20 protein-coding genes are annotated in these 15,384 nt (G+C 27.4%); 3 read left to right on the top strand and 17 right to left on the bottom strand.

Translation table 11 applies throughout. The features are described 5' to 3' along the window. Positions 1 to 102: 102 nt before the first annotated feature. The 5 genes from OCU47_RS05820 to OCU47_RS05800 form a co-directional block, all read right to left on the bottom strand. The gene (locus OCU47_RS05820; RefSeq protein ID WP_261827654.1) at positions 103 to 540 is read right to left on the bottom strand and encodes a hypothetical protein; all 438 of its coding nucleotides are present in this window, start codon (positions 538 to 540) and stop codon (positions 103 to 105) included. 49 nt (positions 541 to 589) lie between these two features. Beyond that, complete coding sequence (locus tag OCU47_RS05815; RefSeq protein ID WP_261827653.1) at positions 590 to 901, bottom strand: DUF6897 domain-containing protein; 312 nt, start codon at positions 899 to 901, stop codon at positions 590 to 592. Between the two features lie 133 nt (positions 902 to 1,034). Continuing rightward, positions 1,035 to 1,433: a hypothetical protein gene (locus OCU47_RS05810; protein WP_261827652.1), complete on the bottom strand. Its 399-nt coding sequence runs from the start codon at positions 1,431 to 1,433 to the stop codon at positions 1,035 to 1,037. A 116-nt stretch (positions 1,434 to 1,549) separates the two neighbouring features. After that, positions 1,550 to 2,017: an NUDIX domain-containing protein gene (locus OCU47_RS05805; RefSeq protein WP_261827651.1), complete on the bottom strand. Its 468-nt coding sequence runs from the start codon at positions 2,015 to 2,017 to the stop codon at positions 1,550 to 1,552. A gap of 136 nt (positions 2,018 to 2,153) precedes the next feature. Beyond that, entirely contained in the window at positions 2,154 to 2,603 is a 450-nt protein-coding gene (locus tag OCU47_RS05800; RefSeq protein WP_261827650.1) for a GNAT family N-acetyltransferase, read from the bottom strand. Between the two features lie 278 nt (positions 2,604 to 2,881). Between OCU47_RS05800 and OCU47_RS05795 the strand changes: the two genes are divergently transcribed. Continuing rightward, positions 2,882 to 3,457, top strand: coding sequence for an L-2-amino-thiazoline-4-carboxylic acid hydrolase (locus tag OCU47_RS05795; protein ID WP_261827649.1), 576 nt, complete (start codon positions 2,882 to 2,884; stop codon positions 3,455 to 3,457). Positions 3,458 to 3,633: 176 nt separating this feature from the next. On the opposite strand, the gene OCU47_RS05790 is transcribed toward OCU47_RS05795, so the two are convergent. The 4 genes from OCU47_RS05790 to OCU47_RS05775 all read right to left on the bottom strand — a co-directional run bounded on the left by OCU47_RS05790 (position 3,634) and on the right by OCU47_RS05775 (position 5,480). Next, a complete protein-coding gene (locus OCU47_RS05790; RefSeq protein WP_309297465.1) occupies positions 3,634 to 4,029 on the bottom strand; it encodes an HAD-IIIA family hydrolase in 396 nt (131 codons plus the stop codon). Between the two features lie 6 nt (positions 4,030 to 4,035). Continuing rightward, positions 4,036 to 4,194, bottom strand: coding sequence for an HAD family hydrolase (locus tag OCU47_RS05785; protein WP_261827647.1), 159 nt, complete (start codon positions 4,192 to 4,194; stop codon positions 4,036 to 4,038). A 44-nt stretch (positions 4,195 to 4,238) separates the two neighbouring features. Next, complete coding sequence (locus OCU47_RS05780; protein ID WP_261827646.1) at positions 4,239 to 4,610, bottom strand: nuclear transport factor 2 family protein; 372 nt, start codon at positions 4,608 to 4,610, stop codon at positions 4,239 to 4,241. 456 nt (positions 4,611 to 5,066) lie between these two features. Further along, positions 5,067 to 5,480 carry an Lrp/AsnC family transcriptional regulator gene (locus tag OCU47_RS05775; protein WP_261827645.1) on the bottom strand — a complete coding sequence of 138 codons (414 nt, stop codon included), beginning with the start codon at positions 5,478 to 5,480 and terminating at the stop codon, positions 5,067 to 5,069. Between the two features lie 109 nt (positions 5,481 to 5,589). Here OCU47_RS05775 and OCU47_RS05770 point away from each other — a divergent pair, with 109 nt between their 5' ends. Continuing rightward, a complete protein-coding gene (locus OCU47_RS05770) occupies positions 5,590 to 6,342 on the top strand; it encodes an MBL fold metallo-hydrolase (protein ID WP_261827644.1) in 753 nt (250 codons plus the stop codon). Positions 6,343 to 6,480: 138 nt separating this feature from the next. Next, a complete protein-coding gene (locus OCU47_RS05765; protein ID WP_261827643.1) occupies positions 6,481 to 6,672 on the top strand; it encodes a hypothetical protein in 192 nt (63 codons plus the stop codon). A 114-nt stretch (positions 6,673 to 6,786) separates the two neighbouring features. Here the strand turns inward: OCU47_RS05765 and OCU47_RS05760 are convergent, their stop codons facing one another. From OCU47_RS05760 to OCU47_RS05725, 8 genes are all read right to left on the bottom strand, one after another. Then, the gene (locus tag OCU47_RS05760) at positions 6,787 to 7,185 is read right to left on the bottom strand and encodes an immunity 22 family protein (RefSeq protein WP_261827642.1); all 399 of its coding nucleotides are present in this window, start codon (positions 7,183 to 7,185) and stop codon (positions 6,787 to 6,789) included. A gap of 19 nt (positions 7,186 to 7,204) precedes the next feature. Further along, entirely contained in the window at positions 7,205 to 7,708 is a 504-nt protein-coding gene (locus OCU47_RS05755; protein ID WP_261827641.1) for a hypothetical protein, read from the bottom strand. A 431-nt stretch (positions 7,709 to 8,139) separates the two neighbouring features. Continuing rightward, positions 8,140 to 8,988, bottom strand: coding sequence for a hypothetical protein (locus tag OCU47_RS05750; RefSeq protein ID WP_261827640.1), 849 nt, complete (start codon positions 8,986 to 8,988; stop codon positions 8,140 to 8,142). Positions 8,989 to 9,012: 24 nt separating this feature from the next. Continuing rightward, complete coding sequence (locus tag OCU47_RS05745; RefSeq protein ID WP_261827639.1) at positions 9,013 to 12,009, bottom strand: DEAD/DEAH box helicase; 2,997 nt, start codon at positions 12,007 to 12,009, stop codon at positions 9,013 to 9,015. 851 nt (positions 12,010 to 12,860) lie between these two features. After that, positions 12,861 to 12,992, bottom strand: a complete 132-nt coding sequence (locus OCU47_RS05740) for a hypothetical protein (RefSeq protein WP_261827638.1) — start codon at positions 12,990 to 12,992, stop codon at positions 12,861 to 12,863. Between the two features lie 23 nt (positions 12,993 to 13,015). After that, positions 13,016 to 14,173, bottom strand: coding sequence for a hypothetical protein (locus OCU47_RS05735; RefSeq protein WP_261827637.1), 1,158 nt, complete (start codon positions 14,171 to 14,173; stop codon positions 13,016 to 13,018). Positions 14,174 to 14,410: 237 nt separating this feature from the next. Next, complete coding sequence (locus OCU47_RS05730) at positions 14,411 to 14,917, bottom strand: ribosomal L7Ae/L30e/S12e/Gadd45 family protein (protein ID WP_261827636.1); 507 nt, start codon at positions 14,915 to 14,917, stop codon at positions 14,411 to 14,413. Between the two features lie 190 nt (positions 14,918 to 15,107). Next, complete coding sequence (locus OCU47_RS05725) at positions 15,108 to 15,371, bottom strand: hypothetical protein (protein WP_261827635.1); 264 nt, start codon at positions 15,369 to 15,371, stop codon at positions 15,108 to 15,110. Positions 15,372 to 15,384 lie beyond the last annotated feature (13 nt).

Genomic DNA, 15,384 nt, shown 5'->3' with positions numbered 1-15,384 from the left:
ATATTGGTTTATAAGTATCTGCTATTTTTCAATTTATCTTAAAAAGCACAAAAGATTGAAAACTAACATCCTTACTTGGATTGTAAGCTTTCAATCTTACGTTCAAAACATTTTTGATTTTCCCAAGCTATTTCTTAATGAATTTCCTAATATCAATATTATTAATATGTTAACTATGATTGGAGTGAAAATTCTTAGTGCTATGATCACATTATAACTAAATGAAACCATTGGCAAATAAGCTACAGCTGAAATTGATGAAAGCACAACTAAATATACATAACTATTCTCATACTCCATTTTCAACTTATTTAAAATAAAGTAATATACTGATATGCTAAGTACTTTAGTAAAGCATAAAATTAATATAAGATTTAAATCTGCTACCCTATCTTCCTTAAACCCAGGATCAACTGGAGACGAAAGAACGTAATAAACAAAAAACTCTAAAAAATAAATTATACTAAAAAAACTCAAAAATATAATTTTGGTAAAGCTATTGAAAGTATTTTTCGTTAATATCCCTATTGTTCTTTTCATTTTATCCTCCACTTGCAAATAATTGTGTTACAATTTTGTTTGCTAAAATCTAAATTATTTTAATACTTTGTATAAATTCAGCGTTAATAACTTCCATTCCTTTTTTAGTTTCAACCTCAATCCAATTTTCATTTATATCAACAATTTTACCTGCTACATTCGTACCAAGTGACCCTGTAGATATCCTGCACTCTTTGCCTATATACTTTTTTAATATCTCATTTGTCATAATTTTCAACCCCTTTCTATTCTTATTTTTTTTAATTACGAACTTTTGCATATTACGTTGTTGCGGTAATATTACAAAAAGTAACATGAAAATAGGTAAATAGATTGCAATCCATGTAGCTGAGTTCAACAAATCATCCCCCCTGTAAAATACAAGATACAATAATTAATAAGAATTTGCAAAATAAATTTTATCGCTAGAAATAAAAACTTCGGTAAAATCACTTACCGAAATTCTTTTAAAATTTTTATCACTATAATATATATTAAAATCCTTCACACTCTTCGCAAAACTCACTGTTATAATAATTCATATCTTTCTTTTCATAAATTTCAATGTTTTCATTTAATGCATCAATTTTCATAAATACATTTCCAATCGATTCAGATATATCATTTTCCCAGTATTCTTCTTTACTTATTCTTCTACCTAGACTATTATCATAGTTCTTCCCCAGTCTAATTAAATTTAAAACTAAGTATAGTCTATTTTTATCTTGTACACTTCTATGTACACCTAAACGATTAATTATAACATTAGTCCTCTTTTCTTCTTCTTTAGTTATATCTGCTGCAAATGCTTTCTTAAACAATTCATCTGTAGTAATTTTCTTTATAAGCTTTACTTCTGATTCCCCATCATCACTTATTAATCTTAATTCCATGTTTCAAGCCCCCAATTACTCGTTTTACTTTATACATAAATTGTAAAGTGCTTTGAAGGATGAAAGTAGGTTTTAAAAAGAATGTTTTTTGTCGAAAGCCCTTTTATCTTTTCGTATTAACAGCATTCAACTAATCTCTTCATTTTTCCATACCACTCAGGAAAATAACTTCTCGCATTGCACTCCTCTAGTAAGATCTTAAAATATTCTAAATCAATTGCACTAAATCTAGAACCTTCGTTTAGTGCAATAAACTCTAATTTTTGAAGTGCTTTTAAATTAGCTGGCTTCTCTACTTCTTCCTCTTCCGGGTCATACCCCAAAGATACTTCTTGCTCCCCTATTTTCACTAAGAAAGTATGGTGATTTTCCTTATATTCCTTTTCAAATTTGAATATTATTGTTGCATCGACATTTGCCTCTTCTCTTAATTCACGAATTATTGCTTCCTCTGCAGTTTCCCCTTCTTCTATTCCTCCACCTATAAAGAAATGTGTATTCTGTTTTTCATCTATCATTCCACTTCCAAATAACACTCCATTATTTTGAATAGCAATTGCTTGTACTCTCTGTCTTTGCCCCATTATACACCTCACAAATAAATTTATTTGCTCTTTAAAGCTTAATAACAGTATCAATTATAAGTACTAACAAAATAATATTTATAATTGTTGCCATGCACATGTTTATTTCTATTTATCTTTAGTGGACCGACTTTCACTAAAGATTGTACTCCATGAGTATTTCATCTTCATCTACATCTCCTGTATGGTGAAACCCCATGTTAAGATATAAATTTTCTGCGATTTCATCGCCTTCTTTATAACAAAGAATTATTGAATCATATTTGTTTTCATTCTTTATCATAGAAATCCAAAGTTGTAAAGCTTCCTTGCCGTACCCTTTTCCTTGATACTGTTCTGCAATCATAAACTCAGTAAGTAAACATGATATTTTACCATTTTCATTATAATCATTCTGCATTAGCATCCCTATAGGCTCATCCTCATTGTAAATAGCATAAATCTTACTGTTATAATCTCTATATGCAAATGCTCTTGCAAGCATTGTTAAGTTAGGTGCGACAAAATCCTTCTGCTCATCTTTAACCTTTAATGCACTAAAAATACGCCAGTTTTCAGGGTTAATGCTGCCAAAATAAACACTCATAATTATCCTCCAAATAGTAATTCTTTTACAAAATGGTACCATTTATTTGCTAAACAAGCAATATTTAATCTTATACTTTTTACTGACAACAACTTGTATTATAAACTGCTAATATAAGAATACCGTGGCATTCAGTTGAATACTACGGTATTTCTATATTAGAATATTAACTTATTATATATATATATTATACCACAAAAATCCACAAATTACCAGACTGTTATTTAACTTTGCATTTCCTTATAATTAGATAAATATCATTGATTGGGGGATTGATTATGGAAAACCATTTTATTGAGAATGAGGTCAAAGAACTCTTTTGGGATGAACTGCATAACTTTCAATTGGAACGAGCAACAAAAATAGTTGAACTTTTCATAAATACTTTTGGGGATGATGCTATTAAAATAATTGAAGAAATCAATGTAGACTGGAGAGAACCACTCAAACTATACATAAAAAATACAGTTACTATTATTGAAAAATTCAAAGAACTGTATGGAGATAAAGTACTAGAACTTCTTAAAGAATTTAATCCAAATGATTCACTAAAGCGTGGTGAAAATATTTCTGCAAATAGTGGTAATACACTTGATGATTTTTTAAAAATCTTTGGTACAGGAGGAACTATTGTAAGAAAAAGTGAATCTGAAGCATTTATAAGAAGTTCAGGATGTTTAGTAGCACAGGTTGCAAGAGAACTTGATGTTGAAAATATTATGTATTGCCTTCACTGCTATGGAGATCCTTATTATGCAAAAGGTATCAACCCAAATATATCATGTAAACATAATAAAACATTAATGCAAGGTGATGACTGTTGCGAATATCTTATAACTATTGAAGATAAATAAAATTGATACTCACTAATACTATTAAAACATGAAGCTTTTCAATGGTTACGCAAGCGTAACCCTAACTATAAGGAAAATAATTTATTAATCATTATGTTAAGACTCCTTTTATGCATAGAATGATTTATCATATTTGTCTAAAATTACATCTACAGATTCCTTCATATTACAAAGAACTACTTTTCTCTTTCTACAATCCACTTAACAGCCTCTAATACATTCTCTGCCACATAATCAGGCTCTATATTAGCCCAAGTATTTCTAAACTCAGTTAAACTCCCTTGTCCAACTCCTGTACGCACCAATATACCTTTTGCTCCAACAGCCTTTGCCATAACCATATCAGACATTCCAATATCTCCTATAACATAACTCTCTTGAATATTTATATTAAATTTTTCTTTTGCTTGTAATACCATTCCTGCTAGTGGTTTCTTACACTCACACCTATCAGCTTTCTCATGAGGACAACAATAAACAGCATCAAAGTGTGCTTCTTCTTTACTCAATTGCCTTTTCAAGTCCTCAACTCTATTATTAAAATCTGATATAGTCAAATATCCCTTTGATATACGGCTTTAATTTGTAACCACAATTGCTAATATCTTATGTCTATTCAACAATCTTATGGCTTCAATTGAATATGGAAAGAACTGAAAGTCCATTATATCTCCTACCCCATCTCCACCTAATGTTCCTTGTAAGTCTAAAAATACTGCTTTACTTAAATCATTCACTTGTACACCTCAAATAATAGAAATAATTTTATATATTTATTTTACTAATTATAAGGATAATAATGTGGAATCTTAGATTGAAATTCCTTTAAACTTATAATGCAGTCACTATCATTAAATTCTATAAGTGATACACCATCAAACTCTCCAATTCCCCCATCGTATTTACATTTAAAATACCACTCAACTACAGTAACATTAGTAGAATGAATAAATTGCTTTATATCCCATACCAATACAGTTCCTCGTTCATTCCAATCCGTGAACCATTTCTTTATAACATCTATTCCTCTATATTCAGGTCCATAGCACTCACTATACACTACTTTAGAATCAAAAATATCATTTAATATCTCACTGTCATTATTTATCCAACATTGAAAATAACGCGTAATAATTTCTTCTCTTTTATTCATCATTAACTCCTAAAATTTAGTTTTGTAACTCTATGCTAAATCTACTTCCATTAAATATAATCATTGAGTATTAACATTTCTGCAGGCTCGTCCTTATTATAAATAGCATAACTCTTATTGATTTATTTACATAATTTATTTCTAATTTCAGTTAGCAGCTTTGTTTGTTCCTTAGAATTTTCTAACATTTGACTTAACCATTCACACAATAAGAATACGAAGAATGAAGATATTATAATACAAAATCAAACTTGTTACCTTATTATAACATTTTTTACTTCTTTTAATACAAAGGATTTAATAGCAGAAATATTTATATTTAAATATAAAAATATATAAATATTTATAGCAAAAATGCCAACTTAGCTTTATCAGCATAAAAAATGTACATACTAAATATGTGCAAAAAAATGCCCACACTTATTAATAACTAAATTAATATGGTGTGAGCATATATTACTTAATATTTTCTATTGATAAATTTATTTTATAGTTACCATATTGTAGAATTTCATCTAACAATGCCAATATTTCTTTTTGATTAGATGCAATTACTTTTAACATATAGCACCCCTCTCCACTTATTCTATTTCCTTCAACTATTAGTGGATTGGTACGTATATATCTTTGAAATGCCGCATGATCAGTAGTTTTCATAAAAACAGTTATAAAGGCGGTTACTCCTCTACCAATCTTATCAAAATTTATTTTTAAAGTATACGCTTCTATAACTCCCAACTTTTCCATTCTATTTATTCTATTTTTAACTCCTTGACCAGTTAGATGAACTTCTTCACCAATCTCCTGCCATTGCATACGTGAGTTTATTGTAAGTAAATTTAAAATTTCTATATCTGTTTGATCAATCATATTCTATAAATTCCTTTCATCATTAAACAACTTCTACCAATATACTTTAACTAATCAATTATTAATTATTATATACTAAATATATACCAAATTACAGGAGGGATATATTTTGATAATCCAAACAATACGACATGCAACCTTAATAATACATTTAAATAATAAAAAAATACTCATTGATCCTATGCTGAGTCCTATAGGTTCTATGCCACCTATTCCAGATGTTCCAAACCAAAATCTAAATCCTTTAGTAGATTTGCCTACAAATGTTGATAGTATCATTAATTGTGACGCTATACTCATTACTCATACCCACAGAGATCATTTTGATGATGTTGCAGCAAGCTTACTTTCAAAAAGCATCCCTGTATTCTGTCAACCTGAAGATGAAGATAAAATACGATCATTAGGTTTTGTTAATGTATCTTCAATTCATAACAATACTACATGGAATAATATAACATTTAATCGTACTAACGGAAAACATGGTCATAATGAAATAGCTGAACAAATGGGGCCAGTGTCAGGTTTTATTATTTCTTCAGCAGGTGAACCATCTATATACATCGCTGGAGATACAGTTTGGTGTGATGAAGTCGAAAAATCTATAGAAAAGTATGATCCTGAACTAATTGTTTGTAATTGCGGTTCTGCTCAATTTTCCTACGGTGAACCAATAACTATGACAGCAGAAGATATACATGAATTATGCGATAAGTTTCAAAATGCAAAAATCATAGCCGTTCATATGGAGGCATGGAATCATTGCCGATTATCACGAGAAGATTTAAAACATTATATTGATGCACATGATATCAAAAACTCTATTTTTATACCTAAGGATGGAGAGCTTTTATCTTTTTAGATTGTAGTCACTACAGTAAAATAATCTAAATGTAGGTACTCTAAATATTTGAACTTCCCTGCTATGTAGTATATAATTAAGCAAATAGATCGCTCGAAATTATATCCTAATAATCAATTAAATGGTAGGAGTGAATTTATGGATAAAGATGATCAACGTAAAATTGATGAATATAAAAAAAATCCAATGACTAACTTTGCAGATTCAGCAAATCGTTCACAGATAGGTGATTTAACCCAATTAACGAAAGGAAATTTACTTACAAGGATTATTACTAGTGTTGTAATTATTGGAGTACTTGCATTAATATTCTATGTTGTAAATAATTAGAAGTTGTTAGGGATGTTAAAACTAGTCATAAATGGTTTTATGGCTAGTTTTAGATAGAATATTCTTAAGCCACGATAAAATCCTTCCCCCCATCATGTTAAAACAATAAGTTTACTAATAGTCCATTTCATCATACTCTACACTACCAATATATTTTATATACCTGTCACTTTCCTGTATTTCTTTAACATTCTTATTATAGTTAAAGTTATATAAAAGAATAATACTATTATATTTAGTTCCCAAGCAATCATTCTGCTCTTTTGTGTAATTTTTTATTATGCTATTATAATATGAATGTTCTTGTAGCATGCATGTAAATGATTCTTGAGGCTCTTCAAACATATTTATTTCTCTGAAATCCTCATCATAATATTCAATACCAAAATCTGCTTCAAACTTAGAATCAACACTATCTCCATCCTCGGTATAACCACTCTCTACATATCTTTCCAATTCTTTAAACTCACTGAAATTACCTACCCAAATTGAAACTTGGCCTTTACTTTCCATATAAATTTCTCCTACATCTTTATTTAAGAATTTCATCAATTGACTCTTCAAATTTTATATAATAACTATCATATCTACTAATAATGGATTTAAACTGAATTGCTACTTCATCTAAGTCGCCATATATCTGGCTTTCTGCCAAATAATAAGAATCATCTAATCCATATAAATCATAATATTCATCCTCATAAGATAAACTTGTATGAATTAACAACGTATCAGTACATTTAATTGCTTTTACAATATCTATTTCATTATTAATATACTTTTTATAAATAATTGATAAGATAACTTTAACTATTTCATCTGTGTTAATATTACTATAATAATTTAATTCACTAAGCTTATTTTCAACATCATCCACTTTAGACTGAGACATCAAAGATATCTCTATAATTTGATATGGTGGATTTTCTAGATGTTCAATTAATTTATCACAAAATTTTATAGTTTCTTCAATTGTAAATGCACCACAACCCAGTCCAAGATTGTATGTTGCTACAACCAACTGCAATGAATCCATATGCTATACCCCACTTTTTATTTATTAGACTTACTTTATATCTTAATTTTAAATGTTTTGCTACTAATTAGCAAATCAATAGAAGAGTTTTTTATCTATTGATTTCCTTCTATTTTCTTTTTTTGCATAACAAAAAAAGTTATGTTAATTAATGAAGAGATTGCCCTCCATTATTAACATAACTCTATTACATTTTATACCTCTATCTATTTTTTTCTTCAAGTGAATCAATAAAAATTTTAACATTTACTACATTCTTAAAAATCAACATATCTTCATTCCTATATTTTTATTTGTATTATCAATATAAACCTTCTATTATTAAAATGTAAAACATATCTTTTGTTGATATTTCAAATAAACTTTCAAGATTTACTTTTTAAATTGGGCACACATATTATTCTATACCCTAATTATGTTGACTATGCAATTTATTTATTTAGTATTTGTCGTTTTATTGTTACTGTATATGTTTTATTTTTTTTGTTTATTTTTTTGCTCATTTCAAAAATAACATTAACTATATAACCCAATAAAAACAAATCTAAAAACTTCCCTATAAAATACTGCAATATTGATACAAATCGAATTGTTCCTTTATCTGGATAATTGTAAAATCCTCCAAGAGTATATTTACTTAATTGCCATAATGTTATCCAACTTGAATCTAAGGAGTTAAATTTACTTATAATGTCTGCTCCCCAACAGCCATTATAATAATAGTAAAGTCCAAATATCCAAGTACCAAAAGTTACTATTAAACCATAACAAGACAATACAACTACCAATTTATATACATCATGCTTCACATAAATAATTGAAGACCATAATGAAGAAATAGTAATTAGTAAAAAAACTATCACCCCAAAAAATAGCACTATTGTATTATTAGTATTATTAGCTATTACTTTTACTAATCCACATCCAAATAAAAATATATAACTATACATAAAAATTATTCCAGTAATCTTTATGGTTATATTATTGTCTGATAAAGTATCCTTTATATAAAAAAATCCAGTTATTGTCGTGGTAATTAATAGTAAAATTAGCGGAAATATGTTTGTATCCCCATCAATTATAAGCACTAATAACAATGAATACATTAAAGACAATAAAAATAAATATTTAACTCTTCTCGAATCCTTTATAAAATAATTATTTAACCTTACTAATATGTTGATATAATTTCTATTTTTTTTATATACTATAAATAGAAATATAGAATATATTACCATTAAAGTTAATATCCCTACAATAATTACCAGTATATATTTCATTATTATCCCCCTCAAAAATTATTTCTAACTTAATACATTAAGTACTTCCTTAAAATATGGTTTATTTCCCCACAACTCTTTATCTCCTATAATCACAACTCTCTTTTTAGCTCTTGTAACTGCTACATTCAATATATTAGGTGATTTAGAGGCCCAATTCACAGCTCCTTCATGTTCTTTATCTACTCCTAAACAAATTATTACTATATCTGCTTCTTTTCCTTGAAAAGTATGAACTGTGCCTATTGATTTTTTTATCCATTTCTCTAAATATTGGCTATCTATAAAATCAAATTCATTTTTTAGTTCCCTGATTCTAACCTTAAGTCCATTTACTACTGTAGTAAACGGTGAAATCACATATAAATTTGGAAGTGTACTATCCACAATACACTCTTTTATCTTTTCATACGTAATTTCCCCCTGCTCTGGCACATAATGCGACTTACCTCCACTACTAATTCCTTTACAATCAATCCACATACTTTTCTGAATAGGCAACTCTTTATATTTACTTAAAGTTCCATATATCATTTTATTTTCATAGGCTATCTCATTACTTATATTAAACATAGGATTCTCACATCTTCTATGAACTCTTAAAGGACATCCTATCCATAACTCTTCACGATTTGTACCATATTTATTTATGTTATCAGCCATTCCTTGTACTGATAAAGTTTTTGACACTACATCTTCTACATTCCAAGCCTTACCTATTACTTCTATCAATGATAATGGTACTGTTGATACTGGTTCTACTTGTAATGGATCTCCAACAACAACAACTCTTTTGGACCGCCAAATAGCCCCAAGTGCAGTTTGTGGTAATGCCTGACCTGCTTCATCTATAAGTAACCATCCTATTTCTTCTCTTCCTAAATGTTTATACATTCTTGATATAGACGCAAATGGACTTGATATTACTGGAACTACTAAATATAAAGTATTCCATAACTCACTCATATACCCTAAATAATCACCTTGTATTTCAGCTCCCGAAAGATAATTCATCACTAATCCCATATTATTTTTTATTGGCTTTTCAGCATTCAATATAAATGTTTTATGTAATTGTAACGCTAATAAAAATAATTCACACCTCTTATCATTCAACTCCTCGGTTATCCATAAACAATATATTTGTTGGTTATCTTCTGACTTTTCCCAATACTTTTCCGGATATAATTCTCCTATCTTTTCCAACCACTCATCTTTTGTTTTATTAATAACATCCAACTTAATTAGATTTTTCTTTAATTCCTCATTTAATTCAGTTTCTTGTGCTTTAAATTTATCTACTATCTCTTTAATATCATTTAAATTATTATTGTTCTCTAATACTTCAACTAATAATTTCTTTTTATCTTGATTATTGGCTTCTAACTCTAAAACATAATCCTTATACTTCTTTCTATTTAAGATTCTACTAAAAAATGATGGTTTCTCATTTAAGTGACATTTAATTATCTCTTCTAATATATTAATTGATTCCTTTAATTTTATATTAATTTTCTCTACCCTTTTATAATCTTCTTCATTTGGTTTAATACAAACTTGTACCTCTTTAATTATATTGTTAATTTCACTAATATTAATATTTACTTCTTTTTCTTCCTCTAGTGCTTGTTTAAATTTATCTAATTGATTTATATAGCTTTCTACTTCATTATACTTATTTAAAAATCTTTTCTTCTCAGCTTCCCAACTTTGAACTTTATTTTTCTCGTCTTCATTTTTGTGTATTTTATAAAATCCTCCCCACCAAAAATCATTTACGAATTTTGAACAATTAGCTTTCTTTCCCAAAGTAGCTGCAATTAGTCCCCAACTTTCTATATTTAAAACCTTATTTGAAAAATCTCTAAAATAATCAGCTCCTACCTCATTATAAAAATCTTTTATAGCCCCTATCTCTGGTAACTCTTTAGATATATTTTCAACAGCATTATTATTAGAAGAAACTATTGTTATTCCATATCCTTTTAAATTTTCATTTAATTTATATGGATGAAATGGAATATCATCTCCTTTATTACTCTTAACTTTAATACAACACTGACTTTTTTGAAATGCATCTTCTGGATTTTTATATTTTGCTAACTCTCGTGCTCTATTAACTATAATATTACTAATTATATCTCTTAATAGTGTTGTTTTCCCTGTTCCTGGTGGCCCATTTACTGAAAATACTCCCCTACTATCAGCTAATTCTTTTAGAACTGTATTTACTGCTACTTGTTGCATTAAACTTAACCCATTCTTTGAAGGCCATTTACCCATTGGGATATTCTTAGGCTGTAAAATAAATTCTATATGTTTAATATCATTTTCTATATCTATTTTTTTAGAATCATTATGCTGCAACACAAAATCTTTAAATGCTTTACCATAATTATTTGCCTTCACTTCATTTATTAATTTTTCTATATCTTTTAAATAGAAACTATTTAAATATGTATCTGTTTCTTCATTATCACTATTATTTTTTATTGCAATTTCTTCTACTTTAAACTTTCTTCCTACTGGCAGCCAACTTTCGTGAAACCATTTAAAGTGTTTTAATATTTTAACAAAAAATTTATTTAGTGTTTCATAATTAACACTCTTCAATTCATTAATTGCAACACTTTCAATCCCCTCTACAAAATTTCTAAATTCATTAGAACTATTTGTTGTATTTATGTATCCAGAAATAAGTTCATTTATAGCATAATGTAATGTTGGTATTTTTATAGATTCCTCAATATACTCTCCATTTTCATTCACCTTAAAAATACATAAACATGAAAATCCCAAAACTTTTTCCGGTAACCCTTCTTTATCTCCATACTTATTAATTATAAAGTCTATTAAATCTGAATTCTTATATATCCCTAAATAGACTTCATAATTTTTATCTTTTCTATTATTTAACCAAGGTAATTCTTCGCAATATGAATTTTTGTCAAATTCAACTTTAAACTCTGAAAACTTCTCAACTGTATACCAGTAATATAATTTGTTTGTAATTTCTTGCATCATTATCTCCTAAATTAAAATTTTGTAACTTTACTTTACACATGATTTTATTTAATAATGTAACTATCTCCTTTAGTCACACTTATATCCAAAATTTGATTTCACATGTAATTTTATTTTAATTCATATTAATTCTATTAGCAATTATTAGTTATTCAGTTATCACTTACTATTTAAATATTAAGGAACATTATAAAAATCAAATACTCTTATTGCATCTATCTCATTATCTTCAATTCCAACTACACTTAGTTGTTCCATACAAATAAATCTTCCCAGTTGCCACGTACCCTTTTTATTCCTATTTTCACCTCAGAAAAAATTCCTCACTCAAAAATCATGCTTTTTTACTAAACTGGATATTTATTTTAAGCATACATATTTGTTAAAAAACAATAATATTGTCTTACTCTTGAATAGTTTTCTTACATTTTAAGGCTATATTAAAGTTAATGAGCAAAGAACAATTGCTTTTTTCTTCTAAAATTTCTCTTAGACGTTGATTTATCTATATTTCTCTACATAGCAAAAAATTGTGTAAATAATAAAGAGGTTGCCCCTCATTACTCACACAACTCTATCACTTGTAACATAACTTTATTGTTGTTGTAAACCAACTTCTACTTATGTATTATTTCCCATTTTATTTTTCTACTTATTTTCAATTATATAAATATCCTCATTTTTTATTCTAATAGTTACGTGCTAATCATAATTCCATACTCCAAACATCTATATAATTATTTATTTCACTATATATTAATTATAAAATAGTTTGGAGTAGGAAAACAGACCTTATAAAATATGTTTCTTGTCGAATGACAGTTTGTCTTTTGTGTATTATCATTTAATTATCTTAAGAATGCTATTGTTATTATTGGTGGAAGTGAACCACCTCCAATTGCTACTAAAGTTGTAGTAACTGGAATAGCTAACGCAAAAACTAAACCTAAAGTTATCACTATCTTCTTTGTTCTTTTCATCTGAATCACCCCCTTTCAAGGTTTTATATATCGTCACATAATGTTATTAATTTTTCTTTTTCTTTAAAGTTCATATCACTATTCTTGCATATAAATACATATACACTTGAATCTATATTTATGTCTCTATTTAAAATTATTTTATATATTAGATTACAATTAGACTTAAAATATTCTATATTTTCTGATATACATTCACTGTCTAACCTCTTACCAATTTTAAATATTTTAGATAATATATCTATATCTGAGATATTGAATGTTGCACAAGATTCAATTATACATTTTAAAAATTGTTCTCTAGTATATAGTGAATAATGTCTATCTGCATCTATTAAATTAAAATACTTCTTAAATAGATCTATATCACCTTTTAGCGAAGCAACATAACAAATATTGAATTTATTGGTTAAAGATGTATCATCATTTATTGTGTAACTTAACATCTTATAACAATACTCTAGAGCCTTATCTAGTCTATTCAAATTTGAATTTATTAAAAATAGGATATTATCTACATACTCTCTATATCTAGTTGTATATTTTACATCATTGATCAATTTTTCTGCTGTTATATAATCTCCAATATGGCAGCACGCTATTGATATATTTACATATATGTCATCTCTCATTTCTGTATCACTACAACAAGAAACGTTATCTTTTATAATATCAAATATTGTAACCGCATTTTTATAATCTTGCTTATAACAAGAAATTGTAATTAACTGTGTATAAGCATAAATTATACAATTATCATCATTGCTGCTTTGTATTATTTTATATGCTAGTCTCGAAATACTATTTAAGTTCTTTTCGTAGTCTCTCTTTAGTATTTCTATTGCTCTTTTAACATTGCTAAATTCATATTGGTCCTGAGTTAGCTCTAAAAATCTATCTATTTTATAATCCCTAGACATTTGTTTAAAACATTCCTCGAAATCTATATCTAACCCTTTCTTAAATACAAGACTGTTTACTTCAAAGTCTAGTATCCCATCAAGGTGTTTTTCCTTTATAACCTCGTTTAGCTTTTTCTCTAAAGCTATTGCTATTTTAGAAGACATTTGCACTACCCCATTTTCTATTCCGCTTATGTCTCTTAGTCCTTCGTCTCTTATATCCTTTTGTTTTAATCCTAGTGTTGTCCTAATATATCTTAAAGTCTCACCACCATTCATTTTAGTCTCCCCTTTTTTATTTAAACTAGATTGTTTTACCTCATCCGTTAAAGTTCTATTCTATAAAAAATGCTATAATCCTTCATTTTTGAAATAAATAAATATTTTTACAATTTATCCATTATAAAACCAAGCGAAATTTGTTGGGTAACATTAGTTGAAAAAAAATATTACTGAAAATTAAAATTTCCAGTAATATTAAATACTAATTACACAAAACTATCTATTCTCTCAATACTAATTAGGCAAACTATCTATTTTCTCATTTATTTCTTTAAATGTACCTTGTTCTATATGTAATTCAATATCAATATCTGCTTTTTCGCAACCTACTATTTTTATGCGATTATTACCTTTTTTTATTGGTACAGTAAATGATGTTGTTTCATTCATAGTGGCTTTATTTGTATTTTCTACAAGAGTAACAACTGTATTGTCAGGTGATATTAAAACGATTTTTGCCTTTCCACTTTTTACTGATAAGATATATGGAACTTTTAAATCAATATCCGAATCACTTTCATATGTCCAAATAGTTCCACTTCCACTTAATTTAAACCTTGCTTTATATATTCCAGGTTCTATTGTTTCCTTACTATGAGATAATCCAAAAGTATCATATGCACTTGCAATTTTACTATTATCATCATAAATCTTATTCATAGCCTTATTGCTACATCCACTCAACAAACTAATTATCATAATTGTCATAGTTATAAATATTATTCTTTTTTTAGATGTCATCTTTATTCTCCCTTCACTTAGCTTAGATAATTTTTATAATTTGATTATATACTAATTATAACATTGATTTCATTATATTGGTAGAAAACAAAAATTAGTTTATAATATAAAAAGACACTGTTTTTATTAATTACTTCTCACCCAATAGACCTATTAATTTAATTCTCTCATTACTTTCAAGAAATTGTTATTACATTTTATATAACATCCATTTGCATGTACTCAACTCATATTTTAATTCATAAATCCTATCAATGTTGCTTATTACACTTTGACACCTAAAAACCATCATTAAATTTCCTGCTAATTTTTCCTTTTCTTTAAAAAGAACTCTATCAACCTTTATAACGTTTACTACTTCATCTGCACCTCTTATTTTAAATCTTAGAGGTGTTGGAGTACCATCTTCTGTAAACCATGCAATCATTTCAATATCTTTAGCGATTACCTTCATCAAACCCCAACTC

The sequence above is a fragment of the Clostridium sp. TW13 genome, assembly GCF_024345225.1.
Taxonomy (GTDB): domain Bacteria; phylum Bacillota; class Clostridia; order Clostridiales; family Clostridiaceae; genus Inconstantimicrobium; species Inconstantimicrobium mannanitabidum.
The sequence above is the reverse complement of the archived record's forward strand: the minus strand, read 5'-3'. Positions and strand labels throughout refer to the sequence as shown.

Bases quoted from the DNA above. Each gene is read 5' to 3' on its own strand.
- OCU47_RS05820 (WP_261827654.1), bottom strand. From the start codon at position 540: ATGAAAAGAACAATAGGGATATTAACGAAAAATACTTTCAATAGCTTT.
- OCU47_RS05810 (WP_261827652.1), bottom strand. From the start codon at position 1,433: ATGGAATTAAGATTAATAAGTGATGATGGGGAATCAGAAGTAAAGCTT.
- OCU47_RS05805 (WP_261827651.1), bottom strand. From the start codon at position 2,017: ATGGGGCAAAGACAGAGAGTACAAGCAATTGCTATTCAAAATAATGGA.
- OCU47_RS05800 (WP_261827650.1), bottom strand. From the start codon at position 2,603: ATGAGTGTTTATTTTGGCAGCATTAACCCTGAAAACTGGCGTATTTTT.
- OCU47_RS05795 (WP_261827649.1), top strand. From the start codon at position 2,882: ATGGAAAACCATTTTATTGAGAATGAGGTCAAAGAACTCTTTTGGGAT.
- OCU47_RS05780 (WP_261827646.1), bottom strand. From the start codon at position 4,610: ATGAATAAAAGAGAAGAAATTATTACGCGTTATTTTCAATGTTGGATA.
- OCU47_RS05775 (WP_261827645.1), bottom strand. From the start codon at position 5,480: ATGATTGATCAAACAGATATAGAAATTTTAAATTTACTTACAATAAAC.
- OCU47_RS05765 (WP_261827643.1), top strand. From the start codon at position 6,481: ATGGATAAAGATGATCAACGTAAAATTGATGAATATAAAAAAAATCCA.
- OCU47_RS05760 (WP_261827642.1), bottom strand. From the start codon at position 7,185: ATGGAAAGTAAAGGCCAAGTTTCAATTTGGGTAGGTAATTTCAGTGAG.
- OCU47_RS05755 (WP_261827641.1), bottom strand. From the start codon at position 7,708: ATGGATTCATTGCAGTTGGTTGTAGCAACATACAATCTTGGACTGGGT.
- OCU47_RS05750 (WP_261827640.1), bottom strand. From the start codon at position 8,988: ATGAAATATATACTGGTAATTATTGTAGGGATATTAACTTTAATGGTA.
- OCU47_RS05745 (WP_261827639.1), bottom strand. From the start codon at position 12,009: ATGCAAGAAATTACAAACAAATTATATTACTGGTATACAGTTGAGAAG.
- OCU47_RS05740 (WP_261827638.1), bottom strand. From the start codon at position 12,992: ATGAAAAGAACAAAGAAGATAGTGATAACTTTAGGTTTAGTTTTTGCG.
- OCU47_RS05735 (WP_261827637.1), bottom strand. From the start codon at position 14,173: ATGAATGGTGGTGAGACTTTAAGATATATTAGGACAACACTAGGATTA.
- OCU47_RS05730 (WP_261827636.1), bottom strand. From the start codon at position 14,917: ATGACATCTAAAAAAAGAATAATATTTATAACTATGACAATTATGATA.
- OCU47_RS05725 (WP_261827635.1), bottom strand. From the start codon at position 15,371: ATGAAGGTAATCGCTAAAGATATTGAAATGATTGCATGGTTTACAGAA.